Raw genomic sequence first — 20,739 nt, 5'->3', positions numbered from 1 at the left:
CCGCCGCAGTGAAAAGGAAAGCGTATGAGTGAAAAAACGCCGCAGTTCTGGCGCGATCCGCAGTTGCCGTTCGTCGAAGCCCGCGCCATCGCGGATGGCCGCCAGGTGTGCTACAGCCTGCACAGCCACGAATTCTTTTCCATCGGCGCCATCACCGGCGGCGTCAGCACCTATGTCAACGGCGAGCGGCGCATGCAGGTCAGCGCCGGCGATCTGGTTGTCATCAACCCGCAGCAGGCGCATGCCTGCAATCCCATTGCCGATCGCCGTTGGTCGTACATCATGTTCTATCTCGATCTCGCCTGGCTCGGCGCGCTGCAGCAGGAGCTGCTCGGCGGCGACGGTGACCGTTTTGTTCCGTTCAGCCAGCCGCTCAGCCGCGATCCGGCGCTGTTCCACGGCCTGAACCGGCTTTATGCGCTGCTGACGGATCCGCTGTGCTGCGCGCTGGAAAAACAGATCGCCATGGTGGAGTATTTCAGCGCCCTGCAGCTCGGGCTGGGCGCTGTCCGCCAGCCGGAGACACCGCCGCATACCCGACTGGAAGCGGCGGCGGCGTTTATCGACGCGCACTGCACCCGGCCGCTGACGCTGGACGACATTTGCCACGCCGCCGCGCTGTCCCCTTCTTACCTGATCCGCGCCTTCCGCCAGCGCTACGGCATGACGCCGCACGCCTATCTGGTCAACCGCCGCGTGCAGCACGGCCATCGGCTGTTGAAGAGCGGCCTGCCGATCGCCGCGGCCGCCAGCGAAAGCGGCTTTGCCGATCAGGCGCACTTTCAGCGCACCTTCAAGCAGCTGCTGGCCGCCACGCCCGGCCAGTATCAAAAACCGTCCGCCAGCAGATAGCAGGCGCTGACCGCCAACAGCAGCGCCATCGCGCGGTTGAAACGCCGCACGTTGCGCGCCTGCCTGAGGAGGCCGCGCAGCATCGCGCCGACATAGGCCCAGCAGGCCACCGAGACATAGCAAATCACGAAGTAGAGCCCGGCGAACTGCCACAGCAGCCGGATATCGCCGTCGCCGACAAAGGCGCCGAGGCTGGCCACCGACGCCAGCCACGCCTTGGGGTTCAGCCATTGCATCAGTGCGCCGTACCAACAGGAAGGCGCCCGCGCCGCGCCGTTGCCCAATCTGCCGTCGTCAAACGCCAGCCGGTAGGCCATAAACAGCAGGAAGGCCACGCCGGCCCACTGAATCAAGCGGGTCAGCGCCGGCCACAGGATCAGCAACTGGTGCATGCCCAATCCCAGCAGCACCAGCAACAGGGTAAACCCCAGCGTGGCGCCGAACACGTGACGCTGGGTCGCGCCAAAGCCGAATTGCGCCCCGGCGCTTAATGCGACGATGTTGACCGGGCCGGGGGTGATGGAGGCCGCCAGCGCAAACGCGGCCATGGAAAGGTAGATATTCATGATGGGCACCTGAGAAAGAATTCACAGGCGCCAGAATGCCGACCGCCGCCGACAACGTATTGAACAGAATTGCCCTGTTCGGTTTAACGCGCGATCGCCGGCCGGCGGCGCGGCAGCCCGAAGGTGTTGACCGCCATGCCGGCCAGCACCAGCAATGCGCCGCCGAACTGCGCCGGCGACAGCGCTTCGTCCAGCAGCAGCCAGGCGGCGAACAGCCCGACCAGCGGCACCAGCAGCGTCAGCGGCGCAACCCGCCAGGTTTCATAGCGCCCCAGCAGGCTGCCCCACACCGAATAACCGAACAGCGTGGCGGCGAACGCCAGGTAGGCAACCGCCAGCCAGGTGCCGGCCTGCACATGGCTCAGGCTGCTCAGCACCGCCTGCGGGCCGTCGAACAGCCAGCTGCAGGCCAGGAACGGCACGACCGGGATCGGCGCGCTCCACACCACCAGCGATAAAATATTACGCTGCGGGAAACCGGCCAGAATCTTCTTGTTGGTCAGGTTGCCCAGCGCCCAGGAAAACGCCGCCGCCAGCGTCAGCAGCAGGCCCGCCAGGGGGACCGCGCCGCTGCCCGGCTTATGCAGGCTGGCCTGCGCCAGCACCAGCATGCCGCCGCTGGCGATAGCGATGCCGACAAAATGGTTGACGCGCAGCTTTTCACCCATCAGCACGACACCCAACAGCAGGGTGAAGAACACCTGCGCCTGCAACACCAGCGAAGCCAGCCCCGCCGGCATCCCCACCTTGATAGCGACGAACAGAAACGCAAACTGCGCGAAGCTCATGGTCATGCCGTACAGCAGCAGCCATTTCCACGGGATCGTCGGGCGCGGGATAAAGAAGATCGCCGGCAACGCCACCAGCAAGAAACGCATTCCGGCCAGCAGAAACGGCGGCATGCCCTGTAAACCGAACTTGATCACGACGAAATTCACGCCCCAGATCACCACCACCAACAGCGCCAACAGCCGATCGCGCAATATCATCCTCGCCCCGCTTATCCCATTGAAAATTCGCTTTAGCTTGCAGGTTACAACCAAACCGGGCGCATGGACACCGACAAACGCCGGCGATTATTCAGGCATCAGGCCGATAAAGGTGGTCTTCTTGCGCGGGCCGGTCATCAGCGCTTCCAGCTTCTCCACGCACTGCAGGTAGTGCGGGGTCTGCTTGTGCGCCGCCACCGCCTGCTCGTCGCGATAGGCTTCGTAGATGTAAAACCGCGTCGGAATCTGTTCGTCCTGCAGCACGTCGAAGCGCAGGTTGCCCGGCTCTTCGATTGCCCCCCGATGATTGGCGCGGAAAACATCGATAAATTCGTCGATTTTGTCTTGTTTAACGTTGATCTCAACCAATGTGACGTGCATGGCAACTCCTTGTTTAAACGGCGTACCGCAAAATGACTCTTTCCAACCATAGGTTTATTCCCGTCGATTGCCCGCCGCAACGGCAATTTTGCCGCCTGGCTCACAAATCGCATCAGCGACGCCCACTCCTCCCCCGGCGGGGTAAGGCGGCGGCATCTATAGTTAACACTCCTCCCCCTGAGAGCATAGGCTATGGACAACTACTTGATGGCGCTGGACGCAGGAACGGGCAGCATTCGCGCGGTGATCTTCGATGTGGCGGGCAACCAGATCGCGCACGGCCAGGCGGAGTGGCAACACCTGGCGGTGCCGGGCGTGCCCGGCTCGATGGAGTTTGACCTCAGCCGCAACTGGCAGCTGGCCTGCCAGTGCATTCGCCAGGCCTTGCAGCGCGCCGGGCTGACGGCGCAGGCGATACGCGCGGTGGCCTGCTGTTCGATGCGTGAAGGCATCGTGCTGTACGACCGCAACGGTGTGCCGATCTGGGCCTGCGCCAACGTCGATGCGCGCGCCAGCCGCGAAGTCAGCGAGCTGAAAGAGCTGCACAACCACGGCTTCGAACGCGAAGTGTATCAATACTCCGGCCAGACGCTGGCGCTGAGCGCCATGCCGCGCCTGCTGTGGCTGGCGCACCATCGGCCGGACATCTACCGCCAGGCGGCGACGCTGACCATGATCAGCGACTGGCTGGCCAACATGCTCAGCGGCGAGCTGGCGGTCGATCCTTCCAACGCCGGCACCACCGGCATGCTGGATCTGACCAGCCGCGACTGGCGCCCGGCGCTGCTCGACATGGCCGGGCTGCGCGCCGATATTCTGTCGCCGGTGAAAGAGACCGGCAGCGTGCTGGGGCGCGTCACCGAACAGGCGGCGCAGGAGAGCGGGCTGCTGCGCGGCACCCCGGTGGTGATGGGCGGCGGCGACGTGCAGCTCGGCAGCCTGGGGCTCGGCATCGTGCGCGCCGGGCAGACGGCGGTGCTCGGCGGCACCTTCTGGCAGCAGATCGTCAATCTGCCGGAGCCGGCCATCGATCCGGAGATGAACATCCGCATCAACCCCCACGTCATTCCCGGCATGGCGCAGGCGGAATCCATCAGCTTCTTTACCGGCCTGACCATGCGCTGGTTCCGCGACGCTTTCTGCGCGGAGGAAAAATTGCTGGCGGAGCGGCTGGGGGTCGATGCCTACAGCCTGCTGGAAGAGATGGCGGCCAGGGTGCCGCCGGGCGCCTACGGCGTGATGCCAATCTTTTCCGACGCCATGCATTTCAAAACCTGGTACCACGCGGCGCCGTCGTTCATCAATATGTCGATCGACCCGGAGCGCTGCAACAAACAGACGCTGTTCCGCGCGCTGGAGGAGAACGCCGCCATCGTCTCCGCCTGCAACCTGGAGCAGATCGCCGCCTTCTCCGGCGTGCAGGCGCGCTCGCTGGTGTTCGCCGGCGGCGGGGCCAAGGGTAAGCTGTGGAGCCAGATCCTCAGCGACGTCACCGGGTTGACGGTACGGGTGCCGGTGGTGAAAGAGGCCACCGCGCTGGGCTGTGCGATCGCCGCCGGCGTCGGCGCCGGGCTGTACGAGTCGCTGGCCGAAACCGGCGAGCGCCTGGTGCGTTGGGAGCGCGAGCATCAGCCGGACATGACCCACCACGCGCTGTATCAGGAACAGAAAGAAACCTGGCGGCAGGTTTACGCCGATCAGCTGACGCTGGTGGATAACGGCCTGACCACTTCGCTGTGGAAAGCGCCGGGGCTGTAAACGCCACGCGGCATTCGGTCATAACCTTATGCCGTTTTATTCCTTTCCCCTCAGCGCGGCGCAAGCCGCGTTTTCACTCGCCGCCGGCGATTGTTTCCCCTCAGAAACAGTGTAACCACCGCAAACGGATTTATCCGCGGCTTCGGCCTGCCGTAGATTGTGACTTCGGTCACACCGCGCCCCGAGCGCGGCCTGCGCATTCACCCAAGACGAGCGGCATTATGCTGAATAATAAAGATAAACCTGCATCATCCCCGTGGCCGGCGATCTTCTCGCTGACGGTCGCCTGTTTTGTCATGGTCACCACCGAGTTTCTGCCGATCGGCCTGCTGACCAATATCGCCCCTTCGCTCGGCGTCAGCACCGGCACCGCCGGGCTGATGGTCACCATGCCCGGCATCGTGGCGGCGGTGGCCGCCCCCGCATTAAGCCTGATTTCCGGCCGCCTGGACCGGCGTTTACTGATGCTGGGGCTGTCGCTGCTGCTGATCGTCTCCAACCTGGTGGCGGCGCTGGCCGTCAACTTCCCGATGATGCTGCTGGGCCGCGTGCTGCTGGGCATCTGCGTCGGCGGCTTCTGGTCGTTCGCCGCCAACTACGGCCGCCATCTGGTGCCGGAAGCCAGCCAGGGCCGCGCCACCGCGCTGATCCTCAGCGGCATCTCGGTCGGCGCGGTGTGCGGCGTGCCGGCGGGGGCGCTGATCGGCGATCTGTTCGGCTGGCGCGCCGCCTTCTTCGGCGGTGCGGCATTGGCGGTCGGCGTACTGCTGGCGCAGCTGCGTTTGCTGACCTCGGTGCCGCCTTCCCGGCCGGTCACGCCGCGCGATCTGGTGCTGCCGCTGCGCCTGCCGATGGCGCGCATCGGCCTGATCGCCATCGTGCTGTTGTTCATCGGCCACTTCGCCGCCTACACCTATCTGCGGCCCCTGCTGCAACAGGTGTTCGTCCTCAGCCCGTCGGCAATCTCGCTGCAGCTGTTGGCCTATGGCGCCATCGGCCTGCTGGGCACCTTCCTCGGCGAGCGTCTGGGGGAATACAGCCTGCGCGCCACCTTCATCCTGATCGCCGCCATGCTGGCAGCCATCCTCATCGTCTCGCCGCTGCTCAGCGGCCTTGGCGGCGCCACGCTGATGGTGATGGTCTGGGGACTGGCCTTCGGCGCGGTGCCGGTATGCGCCACCAACTGGATGTTCGCCGCGGTGCCGCAGGCGCCGGAAGCCGGCCAGGCGCTGCTGGTATGCGTGGTGCAGATCGCGCTGGCCTCCGGCGCACTGCTGGGCGGCGAGGTGGTGGACTGGCAGGGCGTCAGCAGCGCCATGCTGTTCGGCGGCGCACTGATCCTCTCCGCCGCGTTGGTGTTCGGCCTCAGCTTGCGCTCCGGCGTGATAGGCGCTAAACAGTGTTAATCCTTATTTATCCGCAGAAACGCGCCCCGGCCGCCGCCGGGGCGTTGCGCTGAGAGCCTATGGACCATCATCTACTCGCCATCCGGGTGTTTAACCGCGTGGTGGAAACCGGCGGCTTTACCCGCGCCGCCGATTCGCTGGGCATGCCGAAAGCCACGGTGACCAAGCTGATCCAGAGCCTGGAAGATCACCTGCAGACCAAGCTGTTTCAGCGCACCACCCGCAGCGTGTCGGTCACCCGCGAAGGCGAATGCTATTACCAGAATACGGTGAAATGGCTGGCGGATTTGGAGCAGATGGAAGGCTGCCTGACCGAATCGCAAAGCTCTCCGCAAGGCGTGCTGCGCATCGACACCGGCGGCGGCACCGCGCGCCGGCTGCTGTTGCCCGCCCTGCCCGATTTTCTGGCGCGCTACCCGCAGATACAGATCGATCTGAGCGTCGGCGACCGCGTTATCGATCTCATTAGCGACAGCACCGACTGCGTGATCCGCAGCGGCCCGCTGGCCGATTCCAGCCTGATCGCCCGCCGCCTGTTCGATCTGGACTGGGTGAGCTGCGCCACCCCGGCCTACCTGGCGCGCCACGGCACGCCGCGCCACCCGTGCGATCTGGAGCAGGGTTTCCCGATGGTGCACTATCGCCATCCGGTCAACGACCGCATCCATCCGCAACGCTATGTCGAGCGCGGCAAAGAGATCGCCATCCAGCAACGCTATCCGGTCAGCATCAACGAAGGCAACGCGCTGCTGGCGGCGAGCCTGGCCGGGTTGGGCATCATCCAGACCTATCGCTTTATGGCGCAGCCGCACCTCGACAGCAGTGAGCTGGTCAGCCTGCTGCACGACTGGCAGCCGCCGCCGGAGCAGATGTACGTGGTCTACCCGTCCAACCGCCACCTCAGCGGCAAGCTGCGGGCGTTTATCGACTGGGCGGTGGAGACGTTTCATTAACCGCTCTCGCCGGCTATAGTGGCTTATCTTCCGGGCAACGAAATGGTCGCACCATGCGTATCGAACCTCTGCCGGCACATCGCCGGCGTATTGACGAACTGGCCGAGTTACTGCATCAGGAATGGGGCGCCTTTGCGCAATGGAGCAGCCGTGACACCATCAGCCAGCGTCTGGCCGAACGTTGCGCGCCCGGGCAGCGGGGCGTCGTGCTGTTGGCGCTGTCGCCGCAACAACAGATTCTCGGTACCGCCAGCCTGACGTTGTATGAACTGGCGGATAAACCGGAGCGCCAATACTGGCTGAGCGAAGTCTTCACTCACCCGCAGCACCGCGGCCAAGGCATTGCCCGTCGCCTGATTGCACGCTGCGTCGAACACGGCCGGACCCAGGGCATAGACGAACTCTATTTGTACACGCCCGATCAGCAGGCGCTGTATCAGAAACTCGGCTGGCGCTCGCTGGAGCAACGCCAGATCGCCGGCGAAGCCGTCACGGTGATGAGCCGCACGTTGTAACCGCACGCAGTGTGGTATTATTTGTCGCATAGTGATTCACGACGGACGACCACCATGGCCTATATCCCCAAAAACTATGCGAAGCTGGAAACCGGCTACCGCGAAAAAGCGCTGAAACTGTTCCCCTGGGTATGCGGGCGCTGCTCGCGCGAGTTCGTTTATTCCAACCTGCGCGAACTGACGGTGCACCACATCGATCACGATCACAGCAACAACCCCGAAGACGGCAGCAACTGGGAAATGCTGTGCCTGTATTGCCACGACCACGAGCACTCGAAATACACCGAAGCCGATCAATACGGTTCGACGGTGGTGGCCGGTGAAGACGCGCAGAAAGATGTCGGCGTCGCCACCCACAACCCGTTCGCCAACCTGAAGGCGATGATGAAGAAATAATGTCGACAACAGCTTAATGGGCCACTAACTTATTAAGCTGTTAAATTAACAAAACCCGCCTCCGCATCGCCACTTCCCAGAGAATTCCTACTTACCCATCCGGGCTATCCAGCGCAAAATAAGCTGCGCAGTTAACGACATACTGGCTTGGCAAGCCGCCGCAGTTGGTGCATATTGTTCGCGAGTTGTTCTTGTTAACCTGTTTGATTATCAACCTAATAAGCGCATTAACTTAATAAGTTATCAGCTTAATAACTTGAGAGATGGCAGCATGATTGTCCTGATTGGCTCGCAAAAAGGCGGCGTCGGCAAGTCGACGAAAGCGGTGAATATCGCCGGGTATCTGATTCTTAAGCAAGGCAAGACGGCGATCATCGTCGATGCCGACGACCAGAAATCGATCATGACCTGGTACAACGACCGTCAGAACGTTGAGGGATTGCCGCACATTCCGGTGGTGGCCGCGTCGGGCAAAATCAAGGAAACGCTGCTGGAGCTGGATCGCCATTACGACTACGTGATCGTCGACACCGCCGGCCGCGACAGCGCCGAGCTGCGTTCCGGGCTGCTGGCCGCCGATCTGTTCCTCTCGCCGCTGCGCCCTTCGCAGATGGATCTCGACACCGTCGGCTATCTGTCGGAGATGTTCTCCACCGCGCAGGAATACAACGAGAAGGTCAAAGGCTACATCGTGCTGAACATGTGCCCGACCAACATCTTCATCAATGAAGCCAACGAAGCGGCGCAGGTGCTGAGCGAATACCCGGAGTTCACGCTGGTGAGCCACCGCCTGTGCGACCGCAAGATTTACCGCGACGCCTGGGGCGAAGCCATCACCGTGCATGAGGCGAACAACGAAAAGGCGCAGAGCGAAATTGAATGCCTGGTGAAAGAGGTGATCCTGTGAAGAAACGCACCCCCACCCACCGCATGTCGGAAGACGAATTCATCAACAGCGCCACCTCGCACACGCTGCCGGTCACTGCGCCCGCGCCGGAAGCCAAACCGGCCGGCCGCAAGCGCACCTACAAGGCGATCTCCGTCAGCCTGACGGACAACCACATTGAAGCCATCGATGAAGTGATCGTGCAGGCGGCGCGCAGCGGCATCGTGCGTATCACCCGCTCCGACATCATCAAGCTGGCCATCGACGGGCTGGCGGAGAAAAGCGAAGCGCAGCTGCTGGAACTGCTGAAGAAGCTTTGAACGCACTACAGCCGCCGGCGAGCCACAGCCGGCGGGTTGTCATCACCTTCAGTTCCCCGCCACCGCGCATTGGTAGTCCTGAATTTCGCCGGCCGAGCCCAGGTTCAGGTCGGTCAACTTCAAACGGTTCGCCAACAGCAGCATCTCGCCCTGTGGGCTGACCGCCAGCGCCAGGCCATAATTGCCGATGCTGTCACCCTGCTCGACCACATAGTTCTGCAGTAACCGGAAAGGATCTTCCTGGGTTAAATCGGTGCCCGTCAATTTTCTAGCCAGATATTGGTGGCCGACCAATTTCACCGCCAGCGGGCGCCACTGTTGATCTAATTGTTCCGCCTGCTGCCCCAGCGCGTTATAGACATCCTGACGCAGGCAGGCAACGTGAATATGCAGCTGATTCTGAGAGCGGCCATATTTCGAATTGACCGCCAGAGAAAGCCACGCATCTTTTAACGGTTTACCCAGCTCGCCGGATATATGTTCCCGGTTATTCCAGGCCTGGGCGAAATAAGGCGGCGCGTGCTCCGTCTGCAATGCCGGGCTCTCGATGCCGCTGACTTTTTCGGTTGGCATTACCAGATCGTGATAGGGGCCTTTGCTGTCCTTAAACAGCACATAACCCTCGGTTAAATCAACCTTTAAGCAGGGCGCCGGATCGTTGTTCTGCTGCTGATTGGGCACGCACTGTTGGCTGACGATTTGCCACAGCGCATTCGGATTACCACGCCCGAAGAACCACCACAGCACCGCCGCCAGCAGCAAAATGACAAGCAAAATAATTAATAGTCTGAAAAGTCTTTTCATCGTGACTCCCTGTTTACCTATTCCATCTTGAAAGGAGCGCCAGCATAAACCAAGGCTCTTATCGTCACCAGAATATTATCCTTAGCGTCACCTTTCATTGACGTCTTGTTATCAAGAGAAATTAAAAATAAGGGTTTACCTAAGTAATTTAAGGTAAATTAATACCGCAGGTTGAATATGAGTGTGATATAAGCAGCCGGACTCTCTTTATATAAGGAACCGATAAGATGCCAACGATGGGCAAATCCCTGCATTATCTCGACGTGGGCTCAGGCTTTCCGTTGCTGCTGGGCCACAGCTATCTGTTCGATCTGAACATGTGGGCACCGCAGTTCGAAGCGCTGGCGAAACGCTACCGCCTGATCGTGCCGGATCTCTGGGGCCACGGCGACTCACCGGCGCTGCCGGCCGGGCGAAACAGCCTGTCGGATATCGCCGCCGATCATTTGGCGCTGATGGATCATTTGGATATTGAAGAGTTCGGCATCGTCGGCCTGTCCGTCGGCGGCATGTGGGGCGCCGAACTCGCGGCGCTGGCGCCGGAGCGGGTCAAGGTGCTGGCGCTGATGGACAGCTATCTGGGCGACGAAACGCCGGAGGCGCGGCAGCGCTATATGGGCATGCTGGCAGCCGTTGAACAGGCCGGCGCCATCACTTCGCCGCTGCTGGAATACATCGCCGCGCAGTTTTATTCCGACGAAGTACCCGATGCGTTGTCGCAGCCATTGCTGGCCCATCTGCAGAGCCTGCCCGCCGATCGCCTGCGCGAGAGCATCGTCCCGCTGGGCCGGATGATCTTCGGTCGCCCCGACAAGCTGCCGCTGCTGAAAAACATCACCGCCGCCAGCATCGTCATCACCGGCGCGCAGGATAAACCGCGCCCGCCGGCGGAAGGCCAGCGCATGGCCGATCTTCTCGGCTGTCGGCACGTGCTGATCCCCAACGCCGGGCATATCAGCAACAAGGAAAACCCGGCGGCGGTCAACGAAACCCTGCTGGCGTTTCTGGCTGAAAACACTACCCCGCTGTTCTGGTAAGATTCCCCGGGCCGCCTGGCCCGGCGAGTCATTCCGCGCGCCGCATAAACCCGTGTCGGCTCAGGATTTCCTGCCCCTGTTCGCTCAAGATAAATGCGGCCAACCGCTGTGCGCCGTCATCCAACAGGCATAAACCGTAATCCGCCTCAATGTCCAGCGGCGGCGCCAACGGCCGCACCGCCAACGTCGGGTAGGCGGCTAAAGCCGGAGCATAGCTGGCGTAGCCGAGAAAAATATCCGCCTGCCCGCCGCCTATCAGATATTCCGCCGCCAGCCGGCCCGCCGGTACCGGGGCGGAATCCATACCGCCAACCAACGGCAGCGCCCGGCGGCGCAACGCTTCCCCTTGCCCCGGCCAGCATTGCTCACAGCGTTCGAAAAGCTGCTGCGCATAATCGCCGGAAGGATCTGCCCCCGGTGTCGAGGTGGCAAGGCGCCAGTGCGGATCGAACAGCACCTCCGGCAGCGGACGTTCGGTTAATGCCGGCACGTTGCGAACCGTCACGCAGAGCCGATTGCGCGCAAAAATCTGCACCGCCCCCGCGATACTGAGATCCGCCAGCCTTTGCGGGTGCGCCAGGTTGGCCGAAGCGAACAGCTGTGGCCGCTCACCATTCTCTATCCGTTGGCGCAACAACCCCGCCGGGCCGAATTCCGCCGTGACTTTTTGCCCGGCGTGCCGCTGAAATGCCGACAGCAGCGGCGCAAACGCCAGCCGCAGGCTGCCGGCGGCAAACAGCAGGATATCACTCATCATGTCGCTCCAGTTGGCTGCGATACAGCGGCACCAGCGTCGCGTAACGGCGGCCCGCCACCGTCAGCGGCACCCGTTCGATCGCCAGCTCGAACAGGGGCGACAGGGATTGCGCCGTTAACACCTCGCGGCAGGCCCCGAGCCGGCTGCGCCCTTCCTTGCCCAGCAGCAAAGCTCGATCGGCCACCGCGTGAGCATGGTTGGGCTGATGCGTGGAGAACACCACCGCCAACCGCTGCTCCCGCGCCAGGCGGGCCATCAGGCTCAATACCCGATCCTGGTAATGCAGATCCAGCGCCGAAGTCGGTTCATCCAGAATCAACACCTCGCAGCGCATCGCCAACGCGCGAGCGATCATCACTAATTGACGTTGGCCGCCGGATAGGCTGCCAAACTCACGCTCTGCCAGGTGCTGCAAATCCAACGACTGCAACGCTTCTCTCGCCAGCCGATGGTCCTCGGCTGACGGTGAACGGAACAGGCCGACATGGCGCGCCCGCCCCATCAATACGATATCCAGCACCCGATAGGCGAACGGCGGCGCAAAGTGCTGCGGGACAAAGCCCATCTCACCGTGGCGCTCAATCTCGCCGGATTGCGGCGTCAGGCTGCCTAACAACAGCTGCAGCAGCGTGCTCTTGCCACGCCCATTCGGGCCCAATACCGCCAGCACTTCGCCGCGCCGCAGCTGAATGTCCAGATGCTGGAACAGCGGTGCCCCGCCCGGCCAGGCGAAACTCACGCCCCTGGCGGCCAATAAGGTGTCAGTCATGCCAGCCTCTCACTTGCGCGCGGCGCAACAGCAGCGCGAACAGCGGCGCGCCAATCAGCGCGGTCAGAATGCCCAGCGGGATTTCGCTGCTGCTCAGCGTGCGCGCCAAATCGTCAATCAACAGCATGTACAGGGCCCCCAGGCAAAGCGAAGCCGGCAGCAGGCGCCGGTGATCCGGCCCCACCAGCCGCCTCGCCACGTGCGGGATCACCAAGCCGACCCAGCCGATGCTGCCGCTGACCGCCACCTGGGCGGCCACGATGGCGGCGCACAGCGTCAAAATCAGCCAGCGGGTGCGCTCAACGTTGATGCCCAATGCACCGGCATCCTCATCGCCCAACGACAGCAGATTGATGCGCCAGCGCAGCGCCAACAGCAAGCCGCCGGCCAACAGCAAAGGCACAAACAGCATCAGCAGCTTTTGCCGATCGGCGGTGGCAAAGCTGCCGAGCAGCCAAAACACGATGCTCGGCAGTTTCTCTTCGGTATCCGCCAGATATTGCATCAGGCTGACGCAGGCGGAGAAAAAGCCGCTGAGGATCACCCCCGCCAGTACCAAAGAGAGAATATTGCGCCGCGCAATGGCGCTGGTGAGAGTGAAAATCAGCAGCAGCGCCGCCATGCCGAAAACAAAAGCCGACAGCAGCAGCGCCGCCAACGGCAGGCTGAGCAGGATAGCCAGCGTGCCGCCAAACGCCGCGCCGGAAGACACGCCGATAATATGCGGATCGACCAGCGGGTTGCGAAAGACGCCTTGCAAAGCCGCGCCACACAGGGCCAGCGCCGCGCCGGCGCCCATCGCCAACAGCACTCGCGGCACGCGCACACCCAGGATCACCTGGCGTTGGATAGCATCGATGCCTGCATAATGTTGCCCGGTGAACGGCTCCAGCAAAATCATCAGGCTGTGCGTCATCGGCACCTGAAAGCGGCCAACGCCGAGCGAAAACAGCGCGCAGCACAGCGTCAACAACGCCAGCCAGCCCAGCCTCATTGCCCGCTCTGGCAGCAGGTGGCGCGGTAATAACGTTGATAGTAAGCGTCGACCCGCTGCTGCAGATTGATATCGGCAAAGCGCTGCGGGTAAAGTTTTTTCGCCATCCACAACTCACCCAGCGCCATCGCCTCCGGCATCGGATATCCCCAGGCCTTGGCGTACTCCGGCATCAGGTAGACCCGCTTATTCTTCACCGCGTCGATCGGCTGCCACTGCGGTGACGTCAGGATCTGTTTCACCACGTCCGGGTAGCGCTCCTGCACGAAAATCACCGCCGGATCCCACTTCAGGACATCCTCGATAGAAACCTGTTTAAACCCCTGAATTTCCTTCGCCGCCACGTTGAGCGCCCCGGCGTGCCGCATCATCAACCCGGTATACTTGCCGGCGCCGTAGGTGGTGAGATCGGGGTTGGCCATATACACCCGCACCCGCCGATCTTCCGGCAGATCGCGCAGCCGTTCGGCGACCAGCGTGCGCTGCTGAATGACGTCCTTAATCAGGGCTTCGGCCTGAGGCTGACGCGACATCACTTCGCCGATCAGGCGAATGCCGTCCTGCATCCCCAGCGTATAGGCCCGATCTTCATCGCTCAGCTGGGGGTTCATTTTGCCCGCCTGATCGGCTGCCTCGCGGCGCAGCGAGACCGCCACCACCGGAATGCCCGCCCGTTCGATCTGCGCAATCATCTCCGGCGGCGCGTAGTTGGCCACGAATACCACCTGCGGATGCAGGCCGAGCAGGCTCTCGATGTTCACCGAAGTCAGATCGCCCGGCATCGGCAGGGTTGCCAACGTCGGCGCCAGCCGCAGGTAGTTTGGCCCCAGCTGCTTTTTCCAACTGCTGAGCACGCCGACCACCTGCGGCATCGCATCAAGCTGCACCAACAGGTTCAGCGTCTGGTGTTGCAGCACCACCGCGCGGGTGATGCGATCGGGCAACGTCACCTGGCGGTTGAGTTGATCGGTGACCTGGCGATCCGCCTGGGCGGCGGTGGAAAACAAAACAAGCGCCAACAGCAGGCGCGGGAGAAAGTTAAACATGGCAGTGACCGGTTGATTATCGTTGTATAGCAAATAATATAGCGATGAGCATGGCGAAACAATCAGCGGGATCAAACCGGATGCGGGTACTCGGGAGGTAAAACGAGGCGTGAATGCGATCCTGGAAGCGGATCCGCCGGTGCGGCGACGGATCCCATCGGCCCTGTAAGGGCGCGTGAAGAAGACTTATTGACCGATAGACGTCAGACCCTGGCGGATCCCTTCGTCAGCCTGCTGGCACCATGTCTGCAGCCCCTGCGGCGCTTCTTTTTCCAACGCAACCACTTTGCCGTCGTCGTTCAGCACATTGCCTTCACGGCCCATCGCTTCGCGCTTGTCGCCATCGCGGGTGTCGACGCCGCCGGGAATAGCCGCCACGTAGGCCACCATTTTCTTGGCGTTGTCGATGCTGTCGGCTTTCAGGAAGCCTTTATCGACGCAGTAAGACATCAGCCCGGCGGTATTGCGCGTGATGTCATAAACGTTTTTCAATGCGGCAGGATCCATCCCTTCAGCGTTAGCGGTGTTGAACAGGCCCAGAGTCGCGGCAATCATGCCGGTCAGAATGCTTTTTTTCATTGTTAACTCGTTTTAATAATGAAATAGTTAAGTTTTAATTATTCACAAAAAGAATGCGAACACCGCTACGGTATAACGGCGGCCTAGATTAGCACAACCCTAACGCGTTAATAACTGTGATTAAGTTAACCCCCAATAAAATAAAAACGCACGATAGGGTAATGACCCTCGCCCGGTATCATTTTTTCATGCTCGATATTGGCCGCGCTCAATTCATATTAAAAATAATCTCACCCAGGAATTATTTGCAACGGAAGTGTTGGCCTGTGGTCAATCGTGCTCCCGCCCTTTGCTAAAATCATAGGCGTGACATAGCCTGTTAAGACGCGCCATGCCTAGTGGGAGGGGATTCACATGAACTATTCCGTCCGGCCGCCGCAATGCGACGACAAAACCATTCTCGATATCACGATGAATTTATATCTCTATCCGGCGGTACTTATCGCGCATCGCCTGGGCATCTTTGAATTTATTGCTTTGCACCCCCGCAACCTGACCGATATATGCGCTCAGGCCAATGTGGAAAGACGCCCGGCGGAAACGTTGGTCATGGCGTTATTGGCATTGAAATTGATAGACAGAGACGGTGAAACATTCTCTCTCACGCCGGAAGCGGAAACCTTTTTGTTAAAAAACAACCCGCTTTATTTCGGCTACTTCTGGGATTTGATGGTTGAAAATAGCGAAATTTTCTCGCTGAAAAACCTGGAAAGCGCCATCAGAAAAAATACCTCGCAGGTGTACGGCGAGCAGGAGCTGTTTGAAACCCATACGCTCGACGCCGACAGAATGCGGCGGTTTACCCACGCCATGCACAGCCTGAGCATGGGCTCGGCCAGCGTTTGGCCGGCGCTGTTGCCCCTCGGTGCCTGCCGCGCGGCGCTGGATATCGGCGGCGCCTCCGGCGCCCATGCCATCAGCCTGGCGGCCCACTGGCCGACGTTGACCTGCACCGTGTTCGATCTGCCGGAGGTGTGCCCGCTCGCCGCCGACTACGCGCGCCATTACGGTCTCAGCCAGCGCATCGGCACCCACAGCGGCGATATGTGGCGCGATCCCTACCCGGCGGCGGATCTGCACCTGTACTCCAATATTTTCCACGACTGGCCGATGGACAAGAACCGCTTCCTGGCGCAAAAGAGCTATGCGGCCCTCCCGCCCGGGGGGAGGATCGTGATCCACGAAGTGCTGTACAACGATGACGGCGACGGGCCGCCTGCCGCCGCGGGGTACAGCCTGATGATGATGGGATGGACGCAGGGCCGCCAATACTCCGGCAGGGAAATCGGCGACCTGCTGCGCGACGTCGGCTTCGGGCCTGCTCAGGTGCTGCCGTCGCTCGGCTATTTCAGCATCGTGACGGCGCAAAAGCTCCAGGCTTAGCGGTTCACCGAGCGCGCCATGCGGCTGTAGGTGTGGCGCACGCCGCGAATCGCCACGCTGTAAGCGAAGATGTTTTCCGGCAGCGCCAGCCCCAGATAGCCGGTATCGCCGATATGGTGCAGGTCCGCCCCGGCCATTTTGCTCATCAGCGCAATCTGCCGCACGGTCTGCACGTCGGCGCCCTCTTGCGAGGTGCCGATCGCCGTCATCGCCAGCGCGCCCTGCCGCTGAGCAAAGGCGATCAGCGCCGCCACTTTCTCCTGCGACATGCCGGGAATGGTGCCCGGCGCCGGCAACAGCACGATGTCCGCACCGTTCTCCACGAACAGCGCGATATCCTGCTCACCGATCAGCTGGCTGCCGCTTTCGCGCACGATACCGGCCCCGTGCATCTTGCCGGTCACCAGCACCATCTCGTCGCCCACTTCATCGCGAATCGCTTTCAGCGCGGCGGCGATCGCCTGATTGCTGACGCCGTTGTTCGGGTTGCCGGTCAGCACCAGCATGCGCGCGCCGAGCTGATACAGCTTGCGGGCATTCTCGGCGGTGGCGGCGCGCCCCGCCGTCATCTGCCAGAAATCGTTATGTTCGGTGGCGAAGGCCGGATCGACGGCCTCCAGGTTCACGCCGATCACCCGCCCGGTCAGGCGCTGCAGCGTGCGCAGCGCCTCCTGCGGCGGCACGTCGGCGGGCAGGCCCGCGATGTGCGGCTGGTCGACGTCGAACAGGTTCAGCAGCAGCAGGTCGGCGCCCTGGCTGGCCGCCAGCTCGGCGTTGGTGACGTTATTGAGCAGCGGCTGAGTGACCGCGATGGTTTCGCTGACCAAAATGCGCCCTTCGCTGGCGCGGATGGCATAGAGCAGGTCGGCTTTGCCGATATCGGCCAGATCGCTGGCGCTGCAGTCCAGATAGCGTTTCATGAGGCAAGCTCCGATGACGTTAGCGGGAATGGATGCCCCCTCGCTCAGCGCGGCGAACGAGGGGGACAGGGTTACTTCAGCGTAAAACTTTGCGCCTGCACGTTGTCGGAGTCCAGGCCGACGAACACGTTGAATTTGCCCGGCTCCGCCCCCCATTTCAAGCTGGCGTTGTAGAACTTCAGATCGTCTTCGCTAATCGGCAGCTCAACCTGCTGCGACTGGCCGGCCTTCAGCGTCACTTTCTTGAAGTTGCGCAGCTCTTTTACCGGCCGGCTGACCGAGGCGGTCACGTCCTGCAGATACAGCTGCACCACCGTGGCACCGTCGTACTTGCCGGTATTTTTCAGCGTGACGCTGGCGGTTAGCTTGCCGTTGCGCGCCATCGTCGGGCTGGACAGTTTCAGATCCGACAGGCTGAAGGTGGTGTAGCTCAGGCCGTAACCGAACGGATACAGCGGGCCGTTCGGCGAATCGAAGTAGCGCGAGGTGTACTTGCCCGGATTCTCCTTGCCGAACGGGCGGCCGGTGTTCAGGTGGTTGTAGTACATCGGGATCTGGCCGACCGAGCGCGGGAAGGTCATCGGCAGCTTGCCCGACGGGTTGTAGTCGCCGAACAGCACGTCCGCCACCGCGTTGCCGCCCTCGGTGCCGCTGTACCAGGTTTCCAGCATCGCGTCCGCCTGCTCGCTCTCCCAGCTCAGCGCCAGCGGCCGGCCGTTCATCAGCACCAGCACCAGCGGCTTGCCGGTGGCTTTCAGCGCGGCGATCAGATCGCGCTGGCTCTGCGGGATCGTGATATCGGCGCGGCTGGAGGCCTCGTGCGCCATACCCTGCGATTCCCCCACCACCGCCACGACCACGTCGGCCTTGTTCGCCGCCTGTACCGCTTCGTCGATCATCTGCTGCGGCGAACGGGTATCGAACGCCACCGCCGGCTCATACTCGTTCAGGTAGTCGATGATGCCCTTATCCTGCGTGACGTTGGCGCCCTTGGCGTAAAGAATGCGCGCCTTGTCGCCCACCGCCTGCTCCAGCCCTTCACGCAGGGTCACCGACTGCTTGACCACTCCGGCGGCCGACCAGCTGCCCATCACGTCGCGCTGGCTGTCGGCCATCGGCCCGACCAGCGCGATGGTCGCCTGCTTGCTCAGCGGCAGCGTCTGCTTATCGTTCTTCAGCAACACCATCGTTTTGCGTGCCACCACCCGCGCCTCGGCGCGGTGCAGACGGCTTTCGGCGTTGGTGTCCTGCGGGTCGGAACCCGCCGGGCCCAGATGCACATACGGATCGGTGAACAGCCCCATGTCGTACTTGGTGTTCAGCACGTCGCGGCAGGCGCGATCGATATCGCTTTCAGGCACCAGCCCGTCTTTCACCAGACCCGGCAGGTATTTGTCGTAAAACTCGTCGCTCATGCTCATGTCGACGCCGGAGGTGATTGCCAGGCGTACCGCGTCGCGCGCGTCAGCGGCCACGCCGTGTTTAATCAGCTCTTTAATTGCGCCATGGTCGCTGATTGTGATGCCTTTAAAGCCCCACTGGTCGCGCAGCAGGTCTTTCAGCAGCCACGGGTTGGCGGTGGCCGGCACGCCGTTCACCGAGTTAAGCGACACCATCACCCCGCCGCTGCCGGCATCCACCGCCGCTTTGTAAGGCGGCAGATAGTCCTGATACATGCGCAGCGGGCTCATGTCGACGGTGTTGTAATCGCGGCCGCCTTCGACGGCGCCGTACAACGCAAAGTGCTTAACGCTGGCCATCACCGAACCGGGCTTGGCCGGGTCGCCGTTTTGATAACCGTCGACCATCACTTTGGCGATTTTCGACACCAGCCAGGTGTCTTCGCCGAAGCCTTCGGAGACCCGGCCCCAGCGCGGATCGCGGGTGATATCGACCATCGGCGCGAAGGTCATGTTCAGACCGTCATCGCTGGCCTCCTGCGCCGCCACGCGGGCGCTGAGCGCAATGGCTTCCAGATCGAAGCTGGCCGCCAGCCCCAGGCTGATCGGGAACACGGTGCGCTGGCCGTGCACCACGTCATAGGCGAAGAACAACGGAATTTTGAGGCGACTGAGCTGCATCGCCTGATCCTGCATCACCCGAATGTCCGGGCGGGTGACGGTATTGAAGATGGCGCCGATCTGCCCTTTGCGGATGCCCTCGCGGATCGCTTCTTTCGGGTTATCCGGCCCGACGCTGATCAGCCGCAGCTGGCCGATCTTCTCTTCCAGCGTCATCTGTTTCATCAAATGGGACACGAAGGCGTCGCGCTGCTGGGTGTGAATGCCCTGCGTTATCGGCGTTTCCTGCGCAAAAGCCGGGCTGAGGGCCAGACCGGACAACATACTCACCACACAAAGCCATTTCATCTTGTTTTATCTCAGGCGTGTTTCCGCAGCCAAAGCCGCGAGGTTTAATCGGAGTGAAGAAACAGTTTGCCACACTCTGTTTCATCGCCAAGGGAATTCGCATCGGTAATGTTTACAAAGCATTACAGGTTATCGGCAGGTAATTCTGCAGCCGGGCGCGGCTGTCGGCGGCCTCCGCCGTCAGAAAATCGATCAGCGGCGCCAACGCCGGCGGCGGCGCCCCGCGTTCAGGATAGACCAGATAATAGGCCGCGCCGCTGCTGACGCAGAGCGGGAAAGGCGTGACGACGCGCCGCGCCTGAATATCCTCCTCCAGCAGACACAGATCGCCGATGGCGATGCCGAACCCCTGCAGCGCGGCGCTCATCGCCAGATCGAGAGTATCGAAATGCTGAGCCTTGCCGGACGGCAGCGCATCGGCCCCCGCCGCCTTCAGCCAGCGCAGCCAGTCGCGCCGATCGCGCGTCGGGTGCAGCAGGGTTTTGTCCGTCAAATCCGCCAGCCGGGGCGCCGGCGGCAGAAACGTCGGCGTGCAGACCGGCGTGAGGATTTCGTCGAACAGCAGGTGCGCGGCCAGCTTTTTACCCGGCGGCCGGCCGAATACCACCGCGGCGTCAAACTGCTCGGTGCTGAAATCCAGGCCGTGCGACACCGAGGCGGTCAGCTCGATATGCATGTCCGGCCGTTCATTCTGCAGGCGAATCACGCGCGGCAGCACCCAGCGCATCGCGCAGGTCGGGCATTTGATGCGCAGCGCCCCCGGCGGGGCGGCGGCCCGCGTCAGCGCCTCGTCCAGCTGCCCCAGCGCCTGCTGCACCGGCGCCAGCAGCTGCGCGCCCTGCGGCGTCAGCGCCAAACCGCGCGCCTGGCGGCTGAACAGCGGATAACCCAGGCGCTGCTCCAGCCCGAGAATTTGCCGGCTGACCGCCCCCTGCGTCAGGTGCAGCTCCCGGGCGGCATGGGTAAAGTTGAGGCGTTGCGCCACCACCACGAAGGTTTTCAACACGTCGAGCGACGGCAGGGATATCGGCATAGCGGGCCTCGATTAGGTATGATCGT

General features: G+C 62.2%; 22 protein-coding genes. 10 read left to right on the top strand and 12 right to left on the bottom strand.

What is annotated here, in order from left to right; genetic code table 11:
* Positions 1-24: 24 nt before the first annotated feature.
* On the top strand, positions 25-852 hold the full coding sequence (locus QOL81_RS09395) for an AraC family transcriptional regulator (protein ID WP_169318152.1): 828 nt from the start codon (positions 25-27) through the stop codon (positions 850-852).
* Here QOL81_RS09395 and QOL81_RS09390 read toward each other — a convergent pair.
* The 3 genes from QOL81_RS09390 to lsrG all read right to left on the bottom strand — a co-directional run bounded on the left by QOL81_RS09390 (position 828) and on the right by lsrG (position 2,788).
* Positions 828-1,418 (bottom strand): LysE family translocator, encoded by a 591-nt coding sequence (locus tag QOL81_RS09390; RefSeq protein ID WP_142109475.1) that lies wholly within the window; start codon positions 1,416-1,418, stop codon positions 828-830. The two genes, QOL81_RS09395 and QOL81_RS09390, sit on opposite strands and share 25 nt — an antisense overlap.
* Before the next feature lie 83 nt (positions 1,419-1,501).
* Positions 1,502-2,407, bottom strand: a complete 906-nt coding sequence (locus tag QOL81_RS09385; RefSeq protein WP_197658347.1) for an EamA family transporter — start codon at positions 2,405-2,407, stop codon at positions 1,502-1,504.
* 87 nt (positions 2,408-2,494) lie between these two features.
* Positions 2,495-2,788 carry a (4S)-4-hydroxy-5-phosphonooxypentane-2,3-dione isomerase gene (gene lsrG, locus QOL81_RS09380; RefSeq protein WP_043146917.1) on the bottom strand — a complete coding sequence of 98 codons (294 nt, stop codon included), beginning with the start codon at positions 2,786-2,788 and terminating at the stop codon, positions 2,495-2,497.
* A gap of 192 nt (positions 2,789-2,980) precedes the next feature.
* Between lsrG and lsrK the strand changes: the two genes are divergently transcribed.
* From lsrK to QOL81_RS09345, 7 genes are all read left to right on the top strand, one after another.
* On the top strand, positions 2,981-4,546 hold the full coding sequence (lsrK, locus tag QOL81_RS09375) for an autoinducer-2 kinase (protein WP_060421069.1): 1,566 nt from the start codon (positions 2,981-2,983) through the stop codon (positions 4,544-4,546).
* A 221-nt stretch (positions 4,547-4,767) separates the two neighbouring features.
* Positions 4,768-5,952 carry an MFS transporter gene (locus tag QOL81_RS09370; protein ID WP_048233016.1) on the top strand — a complete coding sequence of 395 codons (1,185 nt, stop codon included), beginning with the start codon at positions 4,768-4,770 and terminating at the stop codon, positions 5,950-5,952.
* A 59-nt stretch (positions 5,953-6,011) separates the two neighbouring features.
* Positions 6,012-6,905 carry a LysR family transcriptional regulator gene (locus QOL81_RS09365; RefSeq protein WP_060421066.1) on the top strand — a complete coding sequence of 298 codons (894 nt, stop codon included), beginning with the start codon at positions 6,012-6,014 and terminating at the stop codon, positions 6,903-6,905.
* Positions 6,906-6,958: 53 nt separating this feature from the next.
* Positions 6,959-7,420 carry a GNAT family N-acetyltransferase gene (locus QOL81_RS09360; protein WP_060421064.1) on the top strand — a complete coding sequence of 154 codons (462 nt, stop codon included), beginning with the start codon at positions 6,959-6,961 and terminating at the stop codon, positions 7,418-7,420.
* Positions 7,421-7,474: 54 nt separating this feature from the next.
* Positions 7,475-7,816 (top strand): HNH nuclease YajD, encoded by a 342-nt coding sequence (gene yajD, locus QOL81_RS09355; protein ID WP_016928619.1) that lies wholly within the window; start codon positions 7,475-7,477, stop codon positions 7,814-7,816.
* A 271-nt stretch (positions 7,817-8,087) separates the two neighbouring features.
* Positions 8,088-8,723 (top strand): division plane positioning ATPase MipZ, encoded by a 636-nt coding sequence (locus QOL81_RS09350; RefSeq protein ID WP_038879975.1) that lies wholly within the window; start codon positions 8,088-8,090, stop codon positions 8,721-8,723.
* On the top strand, positions 8,720-9,022 hold the full coding sequence (locus QOL81_RS09345; protein ID WP_084826618.1) for a hypothetical protein: 303 nt from the start codon (positions 8,720-8,722) through the stop codon (positions 9,020-9,022). The genes QOL81_RS09350 and QOL81_RS09345 overlap by 4 nt, the downstream gene beginning before the upstream one ends.
* 48 nt (positions 9,023-9,070) lie before the next feature.
* On the opposite strand, the gene QOL81_RS09340 is transcribed toward QOL81_RS09345, so the two are convergent.
* Entirely contained in the window at positions 9,071-9,826 is a 756-nt protein-coding gene (locus QOL81_RS09340; protein WP_180548253.1) for a CDP-diacylglycerol diphosphatase, read from the bottom strand.
* A gap of 236 nt (positions 9,827-10,062) precedes the next feature.
* Between QOL81_RS09340 and QOL81_RS09335 the strand changes: the two genes are divergently transcribed.
* Positions 10,063-10,863, top strand: coding sequence for an alpha/beta fold hydrolase (locus tag QOL81_RS09335; protein WP_080432949.1), 801 nt, complete (start codon positions 10,063-10,065; stop codon positions 10,861-10,863).
* A gap of 28 nt (positions 10,864-10,891) precedes the next feature.
* Here QOL81_RS09335 and QOL81_RS09330 read toward each other — a convergent pair whose 3' ends face one another.
* From QOL81_RS09330 to QOL81_RS09310, 5 genes are all read right to left on the bottom strand, one after another.
* Positions 10,892-11,617, bottom strand: coding sequence for a substrate-binding domain-containing protein (locus QOL81_RS09330; protein ID WP_080432950.1), 726 nt, complete (start codon positions 11,615-11,617; stop codon positions 10,892-10,894).
* On the bottom strand, positions 11,610-12,389 hold the full coding sequence (locus QOL81_RS09325; RefSeq protein ID WP_060421054.1) for an ABC transporter ATP-binding protein: 780 nt from the start codon (positions 12,387-12,389) through the stop codon (positions 11,610-11,612). The genes QOL81_RS09330 and QOL81_RS09325 overlap by 8 nt, the downstream gene beginning before the upstream one ends.
* Entirely contained in the window at positions 12,382-13,383 is a 1,002-nt protein-coding gene (locus tag QOL81_RS09320; RefSeq protein ID WP_049201062.1) for a FecCD family ABC transporter permease, read from the bottom strand. Before QOL81_RS09320 ends, QOL81_RS09325 begins: the two co-directional genes overlap by 8 nt.
* Positions 13,380-14,429 (bottom strand): ABC transporter substrate-binding protein, encoded by a 1,050-nt coding sequence (locus tag QOL81_RS09315; RefSeq protein ID WP_060421052.1) that lies wholly within the window; start codon positions 14,427-14,429, stop codon positions 13,380-13,382. The genes QOL81_RS09320 and QOL81_RS09315 overlap by 4 nt, the downstream gene beginning before the upstream one ends.
* Before the next feature lie 186 nt (positions 14,430-14,615).
* Positions 14,616-15,008, bottom strand: a complete 393-nt coding sequence (locus QOL81_RS09310; protein ID WP_060421050.1) for a hypothetical protein — start codon at positions 15,006-15,008, stop codon at positions 14,616-14,618.
* A 354-nt stretch (positions 15,009-15,362) separates the two neighbouring features.
* Between QOL81_RS09310 and QOL81_RS09305 the strand changes: the two genes are divergently transcribed.
* The gene (locus QOL81_RS09305; protein WP_197658345.1) at positions 15,363-16,391 is read left to right on the top strand and encodes a methyltransferase; all 1,029 of its coding nucleotides are present in this window, start codon (positions 15,363-15,365) and stop codon (positions 16,389-16,391) included.
* Here the strand turns inward: QOL81_RS09305 and QOL81_RS09300 are convergent.
* The 3 genes from QOL81_RS09300 to QOL81_RS09290 all read right to left on the bottom strand — a co-directional run bounded on the left by QOL81_RS09300 (position 16,388) and on the right by QOL81_RS09290 (position 20,713).
* Complete coding sequence (locus QOL81_RS09300; RefSeq protein ID WP_193145937.1) at positions 16,388-17,311, bottom strand: DUF7916 family protein; 924 nt, start codon at positions 17,309-17,311, stop codon at positions 16,388-16,390. The two genes, QOL81_RS09305 and QOL81_RS09300, sit on opposite strands and share 4 nt — an antisense overlap.
* A gap of 71 nt (positions 17,312-17,382) precedes the next feature.
* Positions 17,383-19,680: a beta-glucosidase BglX gene (bglX, locus tag QOL81_RS09295; protein WP_197658344.1), complete on the bottom strand. Its 2,298-nt coding sequence runs from the start codon at positions 19,678-19,680 to the stop codon at positions 17,383-17,385.
* Positions 19,681-19,792: 112 nt separating this feature from the next.
* Positions 19,793-20,713 carry a LysR substrate-binding domain-containing protein gene (locus QOL81_RS09290; protein WP_049272239.1) on the bottom strand — a complete coding sequence of 307 codons (921 nt, stop codon included), beginning with the start codon at positions 20,711-20,713 and terminating at the stop codon, positions 19,793-19,795.
* Positions 20,714-20,739: the final 26 nt, after the last annotated feature.

Source organism: Serratia sp. CC22-02 (assembly GCF_900182895.1).
Classification (GTDB): domain Bacteria; phylum Pseudomonadota; class Gammaproteobacteria; order Enterobacterales; family Enterobacteriaceae; genus Serratia; species Serratia nevei.
Note: the sequence above shows the minus strand (reverse complement) of the source record. Positions and strands in the feature narration are given on the sequence as shown.